The following is a 16107-nucleotide window of genomic DNA, read 5'->3' as shown; positions in this document are numbered from 1 at the left end:
CCCTACATCGCCTTGAACAGGTGGACAAAGGCGCGGCTGACGGGCAGTTCGGCCTCGATGCCGACCATGCGCACGAACAGGCGGCTGGTCTCGTCGCGGCGGGTGCCGGCCAGGAAATCGAGGTTGATCAGGGTAGAGCGGTGCACCTGCCAGAACCGGTCGGGGTCGAGCTGGGCGGCCAGTTCGGCGATCGGCGTGCGGATCAGGTGCTCGCCGGCGGCGGTGCGCACGACCGTGTACTTGTCGTCCGCATGGAAGAACAGGACGTCGGCGACCGGGACCTGGTGCGTCAGCGGCCCTTGCGCGGCGCGCACGTAGCGCAGGCGCTGGGGTGCCGGGGCAGGTGGCGCCAGCAGCTTCTGCAGGGCCTGCGCGAGCTGGGCGTCGGTCGCCGGCGGGGTGGTCAGGGCTCCCTTCACGCGCTCGAGCGTGCGCGCCAGGCGCTCGGTTTTCAAGGGTTTCAGCAGGTAGTCGAGCGCGGCATGCTCGAAAGCCTGCACGGCATACTCGTCGTAGGCCGTGACGAATACCACGCGCGTCGGTCCTTCGATGCCCTGCGCCACTTCGAGCCCGGAAAGGCCCGGCATCTGGATGTCGAGGAAGGCCAGGTCGGGCCGGAGCTCGGCGATCCGCTCGGCCGCGTCAAAGCCGTTCCTGGCCACGTGAACGATGTCGAGTTCCGGCCAGAGCTGCGCAAGCTGCTCCTTCAGGTGCTGGGCAAGATGGGGTTCGTCGTCGGCGATCAGGGCACGTGTCATGGCGTCGCGGTGTAGGGAAGGTGGATGGCGGCGTGGGTGCCCATGGCGCGCGCTGCCAGGTTCAATGCCGCATTGGCGCCGTAGCGGGTGCGCAGGCGCGCGCGGATGTTTTCGAGGGCCATGCCGTTGCCGCGGGGTTTGCCTGCGCGCCGGGGCGCATCCAGGCCCAGCCCGTCGTCGCTGACGGAGACTTCGAGCCGGCCATCGCGCACCCGGGCATGGATGTGCACCGTGCCGCCGTCGACTTTTGGCTCGAGGCCGTGGGTGATGGCGTTCTCGATCAGCGGCTGGAGCAGCAGCGGCGGCAGGATCGCGGCGCGCGCGGCGGCATCGGCATCGATGCTGTAGCGCAGGCGTTCGCCCATGCGGATGCGGAACAGGTCGAGGTAGCTGCGTGCCATGTCCAGTTCCTGCGCCAGCGTGCTGTCGGTGTGGCGCAGGCGCTCCAGGCCCATGCGCAGGAAGCCGCTGAAGTCGGCCAGCATCTGGCGCGCGGCCGCGCGGTCGTCGGGGCGATCAGGCTTTGCACGTTGGCGAGGGTATTGAACAGGAAGTGCGGTTCGATCTGCGCCTGCAGCAGGCGCAGCTGCGCTTCCGTGGCTTGCCGCCGCTGGGCCCGGGCACGGGCGCGCAGGCGCCACCAAGCCCAGTTGGCGATGCCGACCACGACAAAGAACAGCAGGATGCGCAGCCGGATGCCGCCAACGCCGATATTGCGCCGTACACCCTCGAGGCCCAGCCCGGTCGCCCCGGTCAGCACCAGCAGGGCCAGCACGAAGCCGAGCACGAGGCCGGCCAGGCCGACGGTGTTGAGGATGACGGTCGTGCTCCAGTAGCGGCCCTCGGCCATGGCGGCCAGCACACGCGCCGGCAGCAGCAGTTCGAGCAGGCGAAACAGCGCCAGCACCGTATTGGCGGTAACGATGCAGATGGTCAGGTTGACCGGCCCCATCAGGCGCCACCAGTTGCCGTCGCTGGCCAGGCCTGTCAACAGGCCCGTCAGCAGCATCATGACCGCACCCAGCCCGGCCGCCACGCCGCTGCATGCCAGCACGCGCGCCCAGGCGGGTTGGCTGCGGCGCTTCTGCAGGACCCAGAGCGAGTCCCGGCGGCGGCAAGGGTGGAAGAAAGTTTCATTGCCGCATTTTAAGGGCGGCAAGCCGGGCGGCAAAGCGGCATGCGACGAATCGACAGCCGGGCCGATGGGTGGCGTGCGGCCGGCCATGCCGGCTGCGGCGCGGGCTAAGTACTCGACAAGAAATAAATGTGAGTTTTGGCAAACAGAACCGGATGCGATGCTAGGCGGCGAGTGCGCCGCAGTGCGAGCACTGCAAGCGGGAGCCAACGCAGCAGCGCGCCGGTTATGGCAGCCAAAAACACATTTATTTCTGGGCGAGTACTTAGAGCCTATCCCGGTAGTCCGGAGTCGCTGCTGGCGCGCCTGACAAACGCGTGCTGCGTTGCTCGTCGTTGCATGGCCAGCCATGCGGCCTCCTCGCGCCTTGCCCGCGCTTGCCATGCATCGCCACCAGCTTTCCCCGGACTACCGGGATAGGCTCTTAGGCCGGTGCGATGGTCGCCAGGAGGGCGCGCACCGGTTCCGGAATCGGCACCGACTTGTTCGTGCGCCGGTCCACGTACACATGCACGAAATGCCCGGCCGCCGAGGGCAGGGCTTCGTCGTTGCGATACAGGGCCAGTTCGTAGCGCACGCTGGAATTGCCGAGCCTGGCGACACGCACGCCGACGTGGACGGTGTCGGGGAAGGAAATCGAACTGAAGTAGGAGCAGCTGGTCTCGACGACAAAGCCCACGACCTCGTCCTTGTGGATGTCGAGCACGCCGCGGTCGATCAGGAACCGATTGACCGCGGTGTCGAAGAAGCTGTAGTAGTTGACGTTGTTGACATGCCCGTAGCTGTCGTTGTCCATCCAGCGCGTCGGCAGCGCCAGGAAGTGGGGGAAGGCGGAGCGGGGCGTGTCGCGCATCGTCAACGGGTTCCTCGATTAATGTTTCGCTTCGCCGGCCGGCACCATCGCGTCGGCCGTCGTCGGGGTGGCGAACAGTTGCGCGCAATCGACCTTGTCGAAGGCGTAGTGCTTGCCGCAAAAGTCGCAGTTGATGCCCAGTTCGCCGAGATCCGCCAGTGCCGATTCCACTTCGTCCTGGCCCAGCATTTTCAGCATGTTGCCGACCTTTTCGCGGGTGCAGCTGCAGTGGAAGTGCGGGTGCTGCGGATCGAAGACGCGGATCGTCTCTTCCCAGAACAGGCGAGTGAGCAGGGTCTGGATATCGGTACTCAGCAGTTCTTCCTGCTTCAGCGTGCTGCCGAGCACGACAGCGCGGTTCCAGGTTTCCAGGTCTTCCTCGACGGTGGCCTGCGCCGTCTGGTCTTCCTTGCCGCTGTGGCGCGGCAGTTTTTGCAGCAGCAGTCCGCGCGAGACCTGGTCGTCGGCCGCCAGCCACAGTTTCGTGTCGAGCTGTTCCGAACGCAGCATGTAGTTTTCGATGACGGTGGCCATGCTGTCGCCGTCGAGCGGGACGATGCCCTGGTAGGGCTGCTGGCCCGGCATCTTTTCCAGCGGGTCGAGCGTGATCACGAAGCGCCCGAGGCGATTCACGTTGAGCAGCTCGGTCATGGTGGCGTCGTCGGCGATGTCCACGTCCGGCGCCAGTTTTGCCGTGGCGCGGATGCGCAGGTCGGCGTCGCACTCGACGACCATCAGGCGCACCGGCCCGTGGCCGTGGATCTGCATCACGATCGAGCCGTTGAATTTCAGGTTGGCCGACAGCAGGGCCGCGGCCGCCACCATTTCGCCCAGCATGGAGCGCACCGCTTTCGGGTAGCCGTGGCGCGCCTGGATTTCACGCCAGGTGTCGGAGATCTCGACCAGCTCGCCGCGTACGGCGGCGTTGTCGAAGATGAATTTCTGGAGGGTGTCGCGGGTTTCTACTGTCGTCATTGTTTATCCGATTTGCTTGAGCTGCGCCTTGAACAACTGGCCGCGCGCCACATAACTGGCGGCGCTGCCCTGCAGGCGCTGCAGGTCTTCTTCCGTGAGGGTACGCACCACCTTGGCGGGCGAACCGAGTATCAGCGAATGGTCGGGGAACTCCTTGCCCTCGGTAACCAGGGCACCGGCCCCGACCAGGCATCCCTTGCCGATCTTCGCGCCGTTCAGGATCACGGCCTGGATACCGATGAGCGAACCATCGCCCACCGTGCAGCCATGCAGCATCGCCTGGTGGCCGACGGTGACGTTCTTGCCGAGCACGAGCGGGTAGCCCATGTCGGTGTGCATCACCGTGCCCTCCTGGACGTTGCTGTTCTCGCCGATCGTGATCCGCTCGTTGTCGCCGCGGAGCGTGGCACCGAACCATACCGAGGCGTTCGCCTCGAGGGTCACTTTGCCGATCAGGCTGGCCGTATCGGCGACAAAGGCCGACGCATCGATCTGGGGCGCATGCTCGCCCAGCTGGTAAATCGCCATGGATGTGATCGCGTAAAGGGTGAAGTTGCCGCTATTTTACGCCCTTCGGTCCGCTCGCCGGCGCCGTCCTGCTGTCGATTGACGGCAAATGGGGGCGGCCGGCAGGAATTCAACGGCTCCCGTATAATGCGAACGGTCGTTCTTTTTTTCTGCCTTTTTTACCGTTCGAGCCCGCCATGACACCTTCCCGTTCCGAATTCCTCACCATTCGCGGCCTGCGCACCCACGTGCGCCACTGGGGCCGCGAGGGCGCACCCAAGCTCTTCATGGCGCATGGCTGGATGGACATGTCCGCCTCGTTCCAGTTCATGGTCGACGCCCTGGAGGGCGACTGGCACGTGATCGCGCACGACTGGCGCGGCTTCGGCCTGTCCGAGCGCACGCATTCCGACACCTACTGGTTCCCCGACTACGTGGCCGACCTCGACGCGCTGCTGGAACACTACTCGCCTGGGCAGCCGGTGAACCTGCTCGGCCACAGCATGGGCGGCAACGTCATCAGCCTGTACGCCGGTGCGCGGCCCGAGCGCGTTGCCAGGCTGATCAACCTGGAGGGCATCGGCCTGATGGGTGCGCGGCCGGAACAGGCGCCCAAGCGCATGGCGAAGTGGCTGGAAGAACTGCGCAACCCGCCGACGATGCGCAGCTATGCCAGCCTGGAAGAGGTGGCGGCGCGCCTGACGAAAACCAATCCGCGCCTGCCTGCCGAGCGGGCGGCCTTCCTGGCCGAACACTGGTCGGCGAAGAACGCGGCGGGCGAATACGAGATCCTCGGCGACCCGGCGCACAAGATGAGCGGGCCGCTGCTCTACCACCTGGACGAGATGATCGCTTCGTGGAAGCGCATCACGGCGCCGGTGCTGTGGATCGAGGCGCGTGATACCGAGATGTGGAAGTGGATGGGGCCGCAGGAAGAAATGCGCGCCGAGGTCGACCGCCGCCTGGCGCACATGGCCTCGGTCGAGCCGCATATCGTGGCGGATGCCGGGCATATGGTGCACCATGATCAGCCGGAGGTGCTGGCACGCTTGATCGAGGCGTTTTTGGCGAAGTGAGTCAAATAGCGGTATCGCCGATTAGCTTCTCGTGGTGTCGGATGCCGAGCGGTATGGAGAGTGTCATACCGCGTGGGCTCGAGAGCCCACCCTACGATCTGCCGTGGTACGTAGGGTGGGCTCTTGAGCCCACGCGGTCTCGCCGGAGGTGCTGGCACGCTTGATCGAGGCATTTTTGGCGAAGTGAGTCAAATAGCGGTATCGCCGATTAGCTTCTCGTGGTGTCGGATGCCGAGCGGTATGGAGAGTGTCATACCGCGTGGGCTCAAGAGCCCACCCTACGATCTGCCGTGGTACGTAGGGTGGGCTCTTGAGCCCACGCGGTCTCGCCGGAGGTGCTGGCACGCTTGATCGAGGCGTTTTTGGCGAAGTGAGCCAAATAGCGGTATCGCCGATTAGCTTCTCGTGGTGTCGGATGCCGAGCGGTATGGAGAGTGTCATACCGCGTGGCTCAAGAGCCCACCCTACGATCTGCCGTGGTACGTAGGGTGGGCTCTTGAGCCCACGCGGTCTCATCACCTGCATTTCGGCGACATCGCCTCTGCCCACAATGCAAACAATATTTGCCTCGCCAGCCTCCAATGCAAATTTCCTCTGCACGGCATCCAAACGCGCCTCACAAATGCCGAATCTCTTCCGGTGCCACATCCCACTCATCATTGCGCCGATCGATATATCGCACCGGCCCGCTCATCATCTCGGCAACACTCGCATCATCCAGGCTCGCCACCGTCACCGCAACAAAACGTCCACTGCGTGACGTCCCGGTCGAAAACAGGTTGATCCCGCACTGCCGGCAGAAATGGTGCCCGTCGCGGCGCGCGCCGAAGCGGTATTCGCCGAGCCTGTCGTTCCCGCTCAGCAGGCGGAACGCCTCCGGCGGCACCTGCGCCGCCCAGAAGCGCATCTTGGTGCAGACCGTGCAGTTGCACTTGATCGTGCCGCGGCTGAAATCGATGTCCGCTTCGTAACGCACCGCGCCGCAATGGCAGCTGCCGTGGTAGGTCTTCATCTGTCGTTTCCCCTGGCCGAAATGCCAACTCTATCATTCCTGGTGGCATGACTATGCAGCCGCGCCTGGCCCGGAATGCGCCGCGCAAGGATGCGGCGTACAATGTTTGCTCTTCCAGGAAAGCACCGCCTCAGTACCATGTTGAATGATTCGTTGAAAGTCGATTTGCACTGCCACTCGAACGTGTCCGACGGCGTCCTCGCGCCGATCGCCGTCGCCGCCTATGCACGCAAGGCCGGCGTCGGTGTATGGGCCCTGACCGACCACGACGAGGTCGGCGGCATCAAGGCGGCGCGGGTCGCGGCCGATGAGCTGGGCATGCACTTCGTGTCCGGCGTCGAGATTTCCGTCACCTGGGCCAACCAGACCGTGCACCTGGTCGGCCTGCAGATCGACGAGGACGACCCGGCATTGCTCGCCGGCCTGGCGGCCACCCGCCATGGCCGCGACGCGCGCGGCGCGAGATCGCCCGCCAGCTGGACGCGGCCGGCATCCCGAACGCCTACGAGGGCGCCGTGAAATATGTCGGCAACCCGGACCTGCTCTCGCGCACGCACTTCGCGCGCTACCTGGTCGAGTGCGGCGCCTGCCAGACGACCGCGGAAGTGTTCAAGAAATACCTCACCGAAGGCAAGCCAGGCTACGTGCCGCACCGCTGGGCCTCGCTGGAAGACGCGATGGGCTGGATCAAGAGCGCCGGCGGCATCCCCGTGATCGCCCACCCGGGCCGCTACAAGTTCACGCAAACGGGCGAGGACGCCTTGTTCGACACCTTCCGCCAGCTGGGCGGCAATGCCATCGAGGTCGTCACCGGCAGCCACACGCCGGACCAGTACGCCACGTACGCGGAAGTGGCGCGGCGGTATGGCTTTCTCGCATCGCGCGGGACGGATTTTCATGCACCGGGGGAGTCGCGGGTGGAGTTCGATGCCCTGCCGCCCTTGCCGAGCGGCGTGACGCCGGTTTGGCACGACTGGTTCTGAGGGGCCGATACGCCAGGCGTAGGGTGGGCACGGAGTGCCCACCCTACGTTTAAGCCCGCCATAAGCCTCCACGCTTGAATTTCCCGCTGCGCAGCCATATCTTGGCAGCCTCTTAATGCCATCAAGCCCCTGGAGCACCCCATGAAACGCATCCTGTTATTCCTTGCGACCAACCTCGCGGTTGTGCTCGTGCTGACGGTCGTCCTCAACCTGCTGGGGGTAGGGCGGGCGGTGAGCGCCCAGGGAATCGATGTGGGCGCCCTGGCCGTGTTCTCGCTGGTAGTGGGCTTCACTGGCGCCATCATTTCGCTCCTGATGAGCAAGCCGATGGCCAAATGGTCGACTGGTGCGCGCGTCATCGCGCAGCCGGCAAACAGCACCCAGCGCTGGCTGGTCGATACGGTGCGCAGGCTGGCCGAGCGCGCCGGCATCGGCATGCCGGAAGTGGCCGTGTACGAGGGCGAACCGAATGCCTTCGCCACCGGCGCCTTCAAGAATTCCGCGCTGGTCGCCGTGTCCACGGGCCTCTTGCAAGGCATGCACCAGGACGAGGTCGAGGCCGTGCTCGGCCACGAGGTCGCGCACATCGCCAACGGCGACATGGTGACGCTGACCCTGATCCAGGGCGTGGTCAATACCTTCGTCGTCTTCCTCGCGCGCGTGGTCGGCTTCTTTGTCGACAAGGTCCTGCTGAGGAACGACAACCGCGGCCCCGGCATCGGCTACATGGCCACCGTGTTCGTGTGCGAGATCGCCTTCGGCCTGGTGGCCTCGATCATCGTCGCCTGGTTCTCGCGCCAGCGCGAATTCCGCGCCGACGCCGGTTCCGCTAAACTGCTGGGGAGCACGGTACCGATGCAGCACGCGCTGGCCCGCCTGGGCGGCCTGCAGCCCGGCGCCTTGCCCTCGTCGATGACGGCATCCGGTATTTCCGGCAGCGGCGGCGGCTGGGGCGCACTCTTTTCAACCCACCCGCCGATGGAAGAACGCATCGCGGCATTGCAGGCCTTGCGCCAGGGAGCGACCGCATGAGTCAATTCTTCCAGATCCACCCGGAAAATCCCCAGAAGCGCCTGATCGCGCAGGCGGCGCAGATCATCCGCTCCGGCGGTGTGGTCGCGCTGCCAACCGACTCGGCCTATGCGCTGGTCTGCCAGCTCGACGACAAGGGCGCGGTCGAAAAGCTGCGCCGCGTGCGCGGCATCGACGACAAGCACCACCTGACGATGCTGTGCCGCGACCTGTCCGAAATCGCGCAGTACGCGCGCGTCGACAACGTCCAGTACCGGCTGCTGAAGGCCACCATGCCCGGGCCCTATACGGTCATCCTGGAAGCAACGAAGGAAGTGCCGCGCCGCCTGTCGCATCCGTCCCGCAAGACCATCGGCCTGCGCGTGCCGGAAAACGCGATCACGCTGGCGCTGCTCGAAGAACTGGGCCAGCCGCTGATCGGCACCACGCTGCAGCTGCCGGGCGACGAGCACATGCTGTCCGACCCGGACGAGGTGCGCGAGCGCCTGGAAAAGCAGATCGACCTCGTCATCGACGGCGGCGCCGGCACGCTCGAACCGACCACGGTCATCGACCTCACCGGCGCCGAGCCCGAGCTCGTGCGCGAGGGCAGGGGCGATCCCGCCGCCTTCGGCCTCTGACAGGCCGCCCACCAGGCCGGGCCATTGCGCCCGGCTCTGCTAGAATCGTTCCCTTATGGATGAAATCATTCGCAATATCGCAGTCTACGCGCTGCCCGTTCTGTTCGCGATTACCCTGCACGAAGCTGCCCACGCCTTTGCCGCCCGCTACTTCGGCGACAACACGGCCTATGCACAGGGACGCATGACCCTCAATCCCCTGTCGCACATCGACCTGTTCGGGACCATCATCATTCCGATCGCCCTGTACATGACGTCCGGCTTCGTGTTCGGTTACGCCAAGCCGGTGCCGGTACAGTTCGGTAACCTGCGCAACCCGAAACGCGACATGGCCTGGGTGGCGCTCGCGGGTCCCGGCGCGAACTTCGTCATGGCGCTGCTGTGGCTGATCTTCGCCATGGTGCTGGTGGCGCTGAACGTGGGCGAGGAATTCCCGCACAAGGTGGCGCAGGCGGGCGTCGTCACCAACCTGCTGATCTTCGCCTTCAACCTGTTCCCGCTGCCGCCGCTCGACGGTGGCCGTGTGGTGACCAGCATGCTCCCGCACGGCCTGGCCTACAAGTTCGCGAAGCTCGAGCCGTACGGATTCTTCATCCTGCTGGCGCTGCTGTGGCTGAACGTGCTCTCGTTCTGGGTGCAGCCCGTGATGTGGCTGGGCGGCCAGGCTGTGAAACTGCTGGCGACCCCGCTCACCTTGCTGCTGAGCTGATGCACGCGCCGCTCGACAAGCCGTCCGCCTGGGTCCGCCGCTTCGCGCCTTGCGTGCCGGCGGGCGAGGTGCTCGACCTGGCCTGGCGGCGGCGGGCGCCATGCGCGCCTGTTCGCTTCCCTCGGGCATGCCGTACTGGCGGTCGACCGCGACCCCGCTGCCCTGGCCGCGAGCGCCGGGCCCGGCATCGCGACCTTCGAATACGACCTGGAAGCCCCTGGTGCACCGTGGCCCTTCGCCCCCGGCCGCTTCGCCGGCATCGTCGTCACCAATTACCTGCACCGGCCCTTGTTGCCGGCACTGCTGTCGGGCCTGGCGCCGGGCGGCCTCCTGATCTACGAAACCTTTGCCCTTGGCAACGAAGCCTTTGGCAAGCCGTCGAATCCCGCCTTCCTGCTGCGTCCCGGCGAATTGCTGGAACTGGCCGGGGCAAACTGCCTGCAGGTGCTGGCTTACGAGGACGGCGTCATTGCCGATCCGAAGCCGGCGCGGGTGCAGCGCCTGTGCGCGGCAGGGTGGGCGTATGCATTCTCCGGGGCGAAGCTCGACCATTTATCTGGTCGGGAATGAACCATATTGGCGGACGATCCGCTACAATCAGATTTTTATTTTTCGGCACGTTCCACTGAATATGATTAAGGGCAGCATTGTAGCAATCGTCACGCCAATGTTCGACGACGGCAGTCTCGACCAGGACAGCCTGCGCAAACTGATCGATTGGCATGTGGACGAAGGCAGCGACGGCATCGTCATCGTTGGCACCACCGGCGAATCGGCGACGGTCAGCCCGGAAGAGCACGGCGAACTGATCAAGCTGGCGGTGGACCATGCCGCCGGCCGCATCCCGGTGATCGCCGGCAGCGGTGGCAATTCGACCGTCGAAGCCATCGCGCTGACCCGTCACGCCAGGGAAGTCGGTGCCGACGCCTCGCTGCAGGTGGTGCCGTACTACAACCGTCCCACCCAGGAAGGCATGTACCGCCACTTCAAGGCCATTGCCGAAGCGGTCGACATCCCGATCATCCTGTACAACGTGCCCGGCCGTACGGTCGCGGACATGAGCAACGAGACCATCGCGCGCCTGGCGCAGATCGACAATATCGTCGGCGTGAAAGATGCCACCGGCAACATCGGCCGCGGCATCGAGCTGCTGAGCATGGTCGACAAGTCCTTCGCCGTGTACTCGGGCGACGATCCGACCGCGATGGCGCTGATGTTCTGCGGCGGCGCCGGCAATATCTCGGTTACCGCCAACGTCGCCCCGCGCGCGATGCACGAACTGTGCGCGGCCGCCATGGCCGGCGACATCGCCCGCGCCATCGAGATCAATAAACGCGTGATGGCATTGCACGCCAAGCTGTTCATCGAGCCGAACCCGGTGCCGGTCAAGTGGGCCCTGGCGGAAATGGGCAAGATGCCCGCCGGCCTGCGCCTGCCGCTGGCACCCCTGTCGAGCTCCTTCCACGACACCGTTCGCGGCGCGCTGGTTGGCGCGGGCCTGCTCCCACAATCCTGAGTCCCGCAAGGGTGTTGGTTTACCGATCTGAAATAGTGATTTGCGATATGACTAAAAGCAACAAGATGACCTTCCCGCTTGCGAACGTTTCCGCGCCTGCCGCACGCGTCGTCGCCCTGACCGCGCTGGCGCTGTCGATGGCGGCGTGCACCACCATTTTCGAATCCGACCGGGTGGACTACAAGTCCTCCAAGAAAGCGGCGCCGCTGGACGTGCCGCCGGACCTGACCCAACTGCAGAAGGACAATCGCTATGCCGTGCCGGAAGGCCGTGGCGTGGCCACCGCGTCCGGCATGGGCGCGGGCACGCAGGCCGCTCCTGGCGCGGGCCTTGCCGCCGCCAGTGGCACGATCGGCCCGGTCTCGACCGAGGCTGTGCGCGTCGAGCGCGCCGGCGACCAGCGCTGGCTGGTGGTCAAGCAGACCCCCGAGCAGCTCTGGCCGCAACTGCGCCAGTTCTGGGAAGAGGCCGGCTTCACGATCGCCAGCGAATCGCAGACGACCGGCACCATGGAAACCGAGTGGCAGGAAAACCGCTCGAAGATCCCGCAGGACATGCTGCGCAGCACCCTGGGCCGCGTGTTCGGCAATGCCTACTCGACCGGCGAGCGCGACAAATACCGCACCCGCCTCGAGCGCCTGCCGGACGGCTCGACCGAAATCTACATCAGCCACCGCGGCGCCGAAGAGGTGCTGAGCGGCGCCCAGAAGGAAACCACGGTCTGGACCGTGCGTCCGAACGATCCGGCGCTGGAAGCCCAGTTCCTGGGCCGCCTGGTGGCACGCCTGACCGGCGCCACCGAGCCGGCGCAGGAAAAGGCCGCGCAGGAAACGGTTGCCAACGCCACGCAGGCGCCGCTGCACGCCAAGCTGGTGGGCAACGCTGTCGAAGTCGACGAGGGTTTCGACCGCGCATGGCGCCGCGTCGGCCTGGCGCTCGACCGCGTCGGCTTCACCGTCGAAGACCGCGACCGCGTCCAGGGCGTCTACTTCGTGCGCTACGTCGATCCGGACGGCTCGAACAAGGAAGGCTTCTTCTCGCGCCTGTTCAGCTTCGGCGAGTCCGAGAAGGCCAAGGAAGCGCAGCGCTACCGCGTGATCGTCAAGGGCGCCGACACCGGCACCAGCAGCACGGTGACGGTGCAGGACAACGCCGGCCAGCCGGATACCTCGGCGACCGCGACCAAGATCCTGACGCAGCTGAACGACGAGCTGAAGTAAGCGTCAATCATGCTCAGCAAAAAGCCGGCCCGTGTGGCCGGCTTTTTTACGTTCGCGCCCCCAGGAAAGAGAGCACGGGTGCTGCCCATCCGTAGGGTGGAGTCCCGACTCCACGCGGCCGTGCCTGCGCAGGCCCGACGGTAAAGAGCATCGGAATGCCTGCGTGCTGGGCGACGCGTCCTGAGCGCGATGCATGTGCTGTACCGCGTGGAGTCGGGACTCCACCCTGCGAACCTTCAGACGCTGGGTTTCCTACGTAAGTGACGCAAAGGCAGAGTGCGCCAGTGGCACCCATCCGTAGGGTGGAGTCCTGACTCCACGCGGCCGTGCCTGCGCCGGCCCGACGGTAAAGAGCACCGGGCTGCACGGGTACCGCTCCAGGAGAATGGGAACACTGTGCATCCGGCGCACCGCGTGGAGTCGGGACTCCACCCTACGCCCCAATTGACATGCGTGCAGCTGTAGGGTGGGCGCCCCGAGCCCACCGTCCACAAACCGCCAGGCGAAAAAAAACCGGCCCGTAGGCCGGCTTTCGCATCAGAAAAAATCTGATTACTTCTTGGCAGCGTCAGCAGCAGCGTCAGCAGCGGTCGAAGCAGCCGAAGCGGCTTCCGAAGCAGCAGCCGAAGCGGTAGCGGCAGCAGCAGCAGCGTCAGCAGCTGGGGTGGTAGCAGCAGCGTCAGCCGGTGCAGCAGCAGGAGCAGCAGCGTCGGTGGTGGTCGTGGTGGTGGTTGCAGCAGGAGCTTCGGTCGCAGCTGGGGTGGTGGTAGCAGCGTCTTCTTTCTTCGAGCAAGCAGCCAGGGCAACAGCCATCAGGGAGATGATCAGCAGGGATTTTTTCATGATTTTTTCCTTAATTAAGTAAGTACTCTTGTTGTCGCGATTAATAATTACCGGTAATTATCGCTCGTCGGAATTCTCGTGTACTTTCATACTGGTAACAGTGCCTGATAGACAACGGAACCTTCCTAACCCGATATTATAGCCAAATTTACCGAATCGCAATAGAAAAAGCATGCCAAAATGTAAGTATTTTGTGACTTGTTAAGGTTCATTTTGTTACAAGATGCTACAGCAACAAGAATTAGGCCTAACTTGTTGAAATGTATACACAATTAAAGGCCGGTCAGCGTCGTTTTCAGGGCTGGATGCGCCTCTTCCCACAGCAGGCCAAAACGGTGCGCGGGCAGCTCGACGGCACTCGGCATGGCAAAGGCAGCTTCCCCGCGCATGTGGTCGCTATGGAAGCGGCGCAGCACATGCAGATCGTCGGCGATCGTGAAGGAATCGGTGAGGTGACGCAGCGTGCGCGGTGTCTGGCGGCACTCGATCAGGTGGCCGTAGTCGCGCTGCAGGCGCAGGAAGCGCGGCGCATGGCGTTCGATGTGGCGGCTGTCGTGCAGCGCCAGGCGCAGCCGGCCGCCGGCCGCGAAAAAACCGCGCAGCAGCGTCTCGACATCCACCGCGCCCAAGGGAAAGACCGAACAGTCCGGATCGAACATGTCGAGCCGCATGCGCGCCAGCCCCACTACCTGGCGCCAGTGCGCTTCGCAGTCGCGGCGGGTGTCGAAACGCAGGCTTGCCGGTTCAAGCATGTTCGGTTCCTTTCAGTCAGCCCAGTTCGATCCAGCCGTCCTGGTACCAGGTGTAGAGCGCCTCGAGTACATCGTCGGACGCCTGCTCCAGCGCGGCACCCTCCAGGCGACGCTCGTTCGCCAGCAGGTCCAGCACGGGCTTGTCGGCGCGGCTGACGGCAAACGACTCGCCATTGATGAATACATGCTTGCCGCGATACAGCATCAGCGTCTTGGGCGACAGCTTCAGGCCGCGCTTGGCGGCAGCCTCCATGAAGCGCCCGACGACGAGCGGTTTGCCCGGGGGCGTGAAGAAGACGTTGTGCTTCGGCTCGGACATGTACTCGCCGAAGAAGATCGTCACGTCTTCCTGGTCCCAGCGCACCTTGTTGAGTTCCTCGGTGACGCTGGCGAGCATCTCCTTCGGGATCTCGGCCGGGTTTTTCGCCGGCTGCAGGCCGGGGTCGGCATAGCGGCCCGGCAGGTCGATCGAGTCGGCCATGAACTGGAGAAAAGCTTCGCCAAGTTCCTGGTAAGAGGGCGAGCGGAAGCCGATCGAATAGGTCATGCATTCGCCCTCGGCCACGCCGTCGTGGGCGTAGTGCGGCGGCAGGTACAGCATGTCGCCCGGTTCGAGCACGAATTCCTGTTCCGGCGTAAAGTTCGACAGAATCTTCAGCGGCAGGCCCTCGACCAGCGACAGGTCCTGCTGGGCGCTGATCTTCCAGCGGCGGCGGCCGTGCGCCTGCAGCAGGAAGACGTCGTAGGAATCGAAGTGCGGGCCGACGCCGCCGCCATCGGTGGCATAGCTGACCATCAGGTCGTCCAGGCGCACGTCGGGCAGGAAGCGGAATTCGCGCAGGAGCGCGTCGGCGCGTTCGTCGAACAGGTTCACGCCCTGCACCAGCAGCGTCCATTCGCGCTGGGTGCGCGGCGGCAGCTCAAGCAAGGGGCCGTGCTGCATGTCCCACTGGCCGTCCTGCAGGGTGACCAGGCGCGACTCGACGTGATTCCTGGCGGCGGCTTCGACCAGCTTGTCGAACTTGAGCAGGGGTTTGAAACCGGGGATGGCGTTACGGATCAAGAGTGGCTTCTTGTGCCAGTAATCGCGCAGGAACTGGGCGGGGGTGAGGTTCCCCAGGAGCGGTAAATTTTTCATGCTTCATTATAGCGGAGCGAGCCCCGTGGAGGCCAAAGCAGGGCCATGCACGGCCCATGCGCAGGCAAGGCTGGGGCAGGGGTATAATCCGCAGCTTACAACGAAAGGAAGTGCGATGAAGATTGCCAAGAACACGGTCGTGTCGGTCAACTACAAACTGTCGGATGCGCAGAACAACCTGATCGAAGAAGGCGTGCAGCCGATGGTCTACCTGCATGGCGGTTACGAGAACACGCTGCCGAAAATCGAAGAACACCTCGACGGCAAGGAAGTCGGCTTCACCTCGACCCTGCAGGTCGAGCCGGAAGACGCATTCGGCGACTACGACGCCGAGCTGGTCAAGGTCGAAGACCGCAAGGTCCTGCCCGAGCCGCTGGAAGTGGGCATGCAGTTCGAGGGCATGGCCGACGGCGCGCCGGACGAAGAGCCGCTGATCTTCACCGTCACCGAAATCGCCGACGACAAGGTCGTGCTGGACGGTAACCACCCGCTGGCCGGCATGGCCCTGCGTTTCGAGCTGTCGGTGATCGACGTGCGCGAAGCCACCGCCGAAGAAATCGCCCACGGCCACGTGCACGGCGCCCACGGTCACCACCATGGTGAAGAGGAAGAGGGCGGCGACGAAGGCGAGCCGGGCGATCATTTCCGTAGCCAGCCGCTGCATTAAGTAGTCGAGAACCGGGAACCTGGTGTCCCCGGTTTTGCATTGGGCCTTGCGTAGGGTGGACGGCTGAACCCGAGCATGGGCAGGCACGCTGCCGTGATGCCGTCCACGCGTTCAAGCGCCGGATGCCGGTCGCGAGGTTTCGGGTGGTGGTTGAACGCGTGGACGGCGCATGCGCTGCCTCGGTGCAGGCATCGAGGTGGAGCCTTCCACCCTACGGTTTCGACATGCGGGACGAACGGGCGAGGTGACGAATCCGATGTCCGCGTGGGCACGGGGCGCCCACCCTACGAACCAAGGCGAATCGAACATGC

General features: G+C 64.8%; 16 protein-coding genes and 4 pseudogenes. 9 read left to right on the top strand and 11 right to left on the bottom strand.

All coding sequences use genetic code 11. From position 1 onward, the window contains the following. Positions 1 to 2 precede the first annotated feature (2 nt). From G4G31_RS21725 to G4G31_RS21705, 7 genes and pseudogenes are all read right to left on the bottom strand, one after another. Complete coding sequence (locus G4G31_RS21725; protein WP_182989347.1) at positions 3 to 758, bottom strand: LytTR family DNA-binding domain-containing protein; 756 nt, start codon at positions 756 to 758, stop codon at positions 3 to 5. After that, positions 755 to 1159 (bottom strand): sensor histidine kinase, encoded by a 405-nt coding sequence (locus G4G31_RS27775; RefSeq protein WP_267873687.1) that lies wholly within the window; start codon positions 1157 to 1159, stop codon positions 755 to 757. Before G4G31_RS27775 ends, G4G31_RS21725 begins: the two co-directional genes overlap by 4 nt. A 9-nt stretch (positions 1160 to 1168) precedes the next feature. Further along, positions 1169 to 1213: pseudogene (locus tag G4G31_RS27770) on the bottom strand (hypothetical protein); the annotation flags it as partial. A gap of 92 nt (positions 1214 to 1305) precedes the next feature. Then, positions 1306 to 1608 (bottom strand): annotated as a pseudogene (locus tag G4G31_RS27765) (sensor histidine kinase); the annotation flags it as partial. Positions 1609 to 2317: 709 nt separating this feature from the next. Then, complete coding sequence (locus G4G31_RS21715; RefSeq protein ID WP_229425659.1) at positions 2318 to 2746, bottom strand: thioesterase family protein; 429 nt, start codon at positions 2744 to 2746, stop codon at positions 2318 to 2320. Positions 2747 to 2764: 18 nt separating this feature from the next. Next, positions 2765 to 3721, bottom strand: coding sequence for an Hsp33 family molecular chaperone HslO (gene hslO, locus G4G31_RS21710; protein ID WP_182989346.1), 957 nt, complete (start codon positions 3719 to 3721; stop codon positions 2765 to 2767). Between the two features lie 3 nt (positions 3722 to 3724). Continuing rightward, the gene (locus G4G31_RS21705) at positions 3725 to 4249 is read right to left on the bottom strand and encodes a gamma carbonic anhydrase family protein (RefSeq protein WP_182989345.1); all 525 of its coding nucleotides are present in this window, start codon (positions 4247 to 4249) and stop codon (positions 3725 to 3727) included. Between the two features lie 176 nt (positions 4250 to 4425). Here G4G31_RS21705 and G4G31_RS21700 point away from each other — a divergent pair, with 176 nt between their 5' ends. After that, positions 4426 to 5304: an alpha/beta fold hydrolase gene (locus G4G31_RS21700; RefSeq protein WP_182989344.1), complete on the top strand. Its 879-nt coding sequence runs from the start codon at positions 4426 to 4428 to the stop codon at positions 5302 to 5304. A 616-nt stretch (positions 5305 to 5920) separates the two neighbouring features. Here G4G31_RS21700 and G4G31_RS21695 read toward each other — a convergent pair. Continuing rightward, on the bottom strand, positions 5921 to 6316 hold the full coding sequence (locus G4G31_RS21695; RefSeq protein WP_182989343.1) for a GFA family protein: 396 nt from the start codon (positions 6314 to 6316) through the stop codon (positions 5921 to 5923). Between the two features lie 138 nt (positions 6317 to 6454). On the opposite strand from G4G31_RS21695, the pseudogene G4G31_RS21690 reads away from it, so the two are divergent. The 7 genes and pseudogenes from G4G31_RS21690 to bamC all read left to right on the top strand — a co-directional run bounded on the left by G4G31_RS21690 (position 6455) and on the right by bamC (position 12396). Next, positions 6455 to 7299: pseudogene (locus G4G31_RS21690) on the top strand (3',5'-nucleoside bisphosphate phosphatase). A 141-nt stretch (positions 7300 to 7440) separates the two neighbouring features. Beyond that, positions 7441 to 8331 carry a protease HtpX gene (gene htpX, locus G4G31_RS21685; RefSeq protein WP_182989342.1) on the top strand — a complete coding sequence of 297 codons (891 nt, stop codon included), beginning with the start codon at positions 7441 to 7443 and terminating at the stop codon, positions 8329 to 8331. Continuing rightward, on the top strand, positions 8328 to 8951 hold the full coding sequence (locus G4G31_RS21680) for an L-threonylcarbamoyladenylate synthase (RefSeq protein ID WP_182989341.1): 624 nt from the start codon (positions 8328 to 8330) through the stop codon (positions 8949 to 8951). Before htpX ends, G4G31_RS21680 begins: the two co-directional genes overlap by 4 nt. A gap of 55 nt (positions 8952 to 9006) precedes the next feature. Then, on the top strand, positions 9007 to 9660 hold the full coding sequence (locus G4G31_RS21675; RefSeq protein ID WP_182989340.1) for a site-2 protease family protein: 654 nt from the start codon (positions 9007 to 9009) through the stop codon (positions 9658 to 9660). Further along, positions 9660 to 10230 (top strand): annotated as a pseudogene (locus G4G31_RS21670) (class I SAM-dependent methyltransferase). Before G4G31_RS21675 ends, G4G31_RS21670 begins: the two are co-directional and overlap by 1 nt. Before the next feature lie 61 nt (positions 10231 to 10291). Further along, complete coding sequence (dapA, locus tag G4G31_RS21665) at positions 10292 to 11176, top strand: 4-hydroxy-tetrahydrodipicolinate synthase (protein ID WP_182989339.1); 885 nt, start codon at positions 10292 to 10294, stop codon at positions 11174 to 11176. 65 nt (positions 11177 to 11241) lie between these two features. Then, positions 11242 to 12396, top strand: coding sequence for an outer membrane protein assembly factor BamC (gene bamC, locus G4G31_RS21660; protein ID WP_229425179.1), 1155 nt, complete (start codon positions 11242 to 11244; stop codon positions 12394 to 12396). A 552-nt stretch (positions 12397 to 12948) separates the two neighbouring features. Here bamC and G4G31_RS21655 read toward each other — a convergent pair. The 3 genes from G4G31_RS21655 to G4G31_RS21645 all read right to left on the bottom strand — a co-directional run bounded on the left by G4G31_RS21655 (position 12949) and on the right by G4G31_RS21645 (position 15129). Then, entirely contained in the window at positions 12949 to 13239 is a 291-nt protein-coding gene (locus G4G31_RS21655) for a hypothetical protein (RefSeq protein ID WP_182989337.1), read from the bottom strand. 272 nt (positions 13240 to 13511) lie between these two features. Then, positions 13512 to 13991: a hypothetical protein gene (locus G4G31_RS21650; protein WP_182989336.1), complete on the bottom strand. Its 480-nt coding sequence runs from the start codon at positions 13989 to 13991 to the stop codon at positions 13512 to 13514. Positions 13992 to 14007: 16 nt separating this feature from the next. After that, the gene (locus G4G31_RS21645; protein ID WP_182989335.1) at positions 14008 to 15129 is read right to left on the bottom strand and encodes a cupin domain-containing protein; all 1122 of its coding nucleotides are present in this window, start codon (positions 15127 to 15129) and stop codon (positions 14008 to 14010) included. Between the two features lie 115 nt (positions 15130 to 15244). Here G4G31_RS21645 and G4G31_RS21640 point away from each other — a divergent pair, with 115 nt between their 5' ends. Continuing rightward, complete coding sequence (locus G4G31_RS21640) at positions 15245 to 15796, top strand: peptidylprolyl isomerase (RefSeq protein ID WP_182989334.1); 552 nt, start codon at positions 15245 to 15247, stop codon at positions 15794 to 15796. Positions 15797 to 16107 lie beyond the last annotated feature (311 nt).

The organism is Massilia sp. Se16.2.3, from assembly GCF_014171595.1.
Taxonomy (GTDB): domain Bacteria; phylum Pseudomonadota; class Gammaproteobacteria; order Burkholderiales; family Burkholderiaceae_D; genus Telluria.
This window is presented reverse-complemented; position numbering and strand designations above follow the sequence as displayed.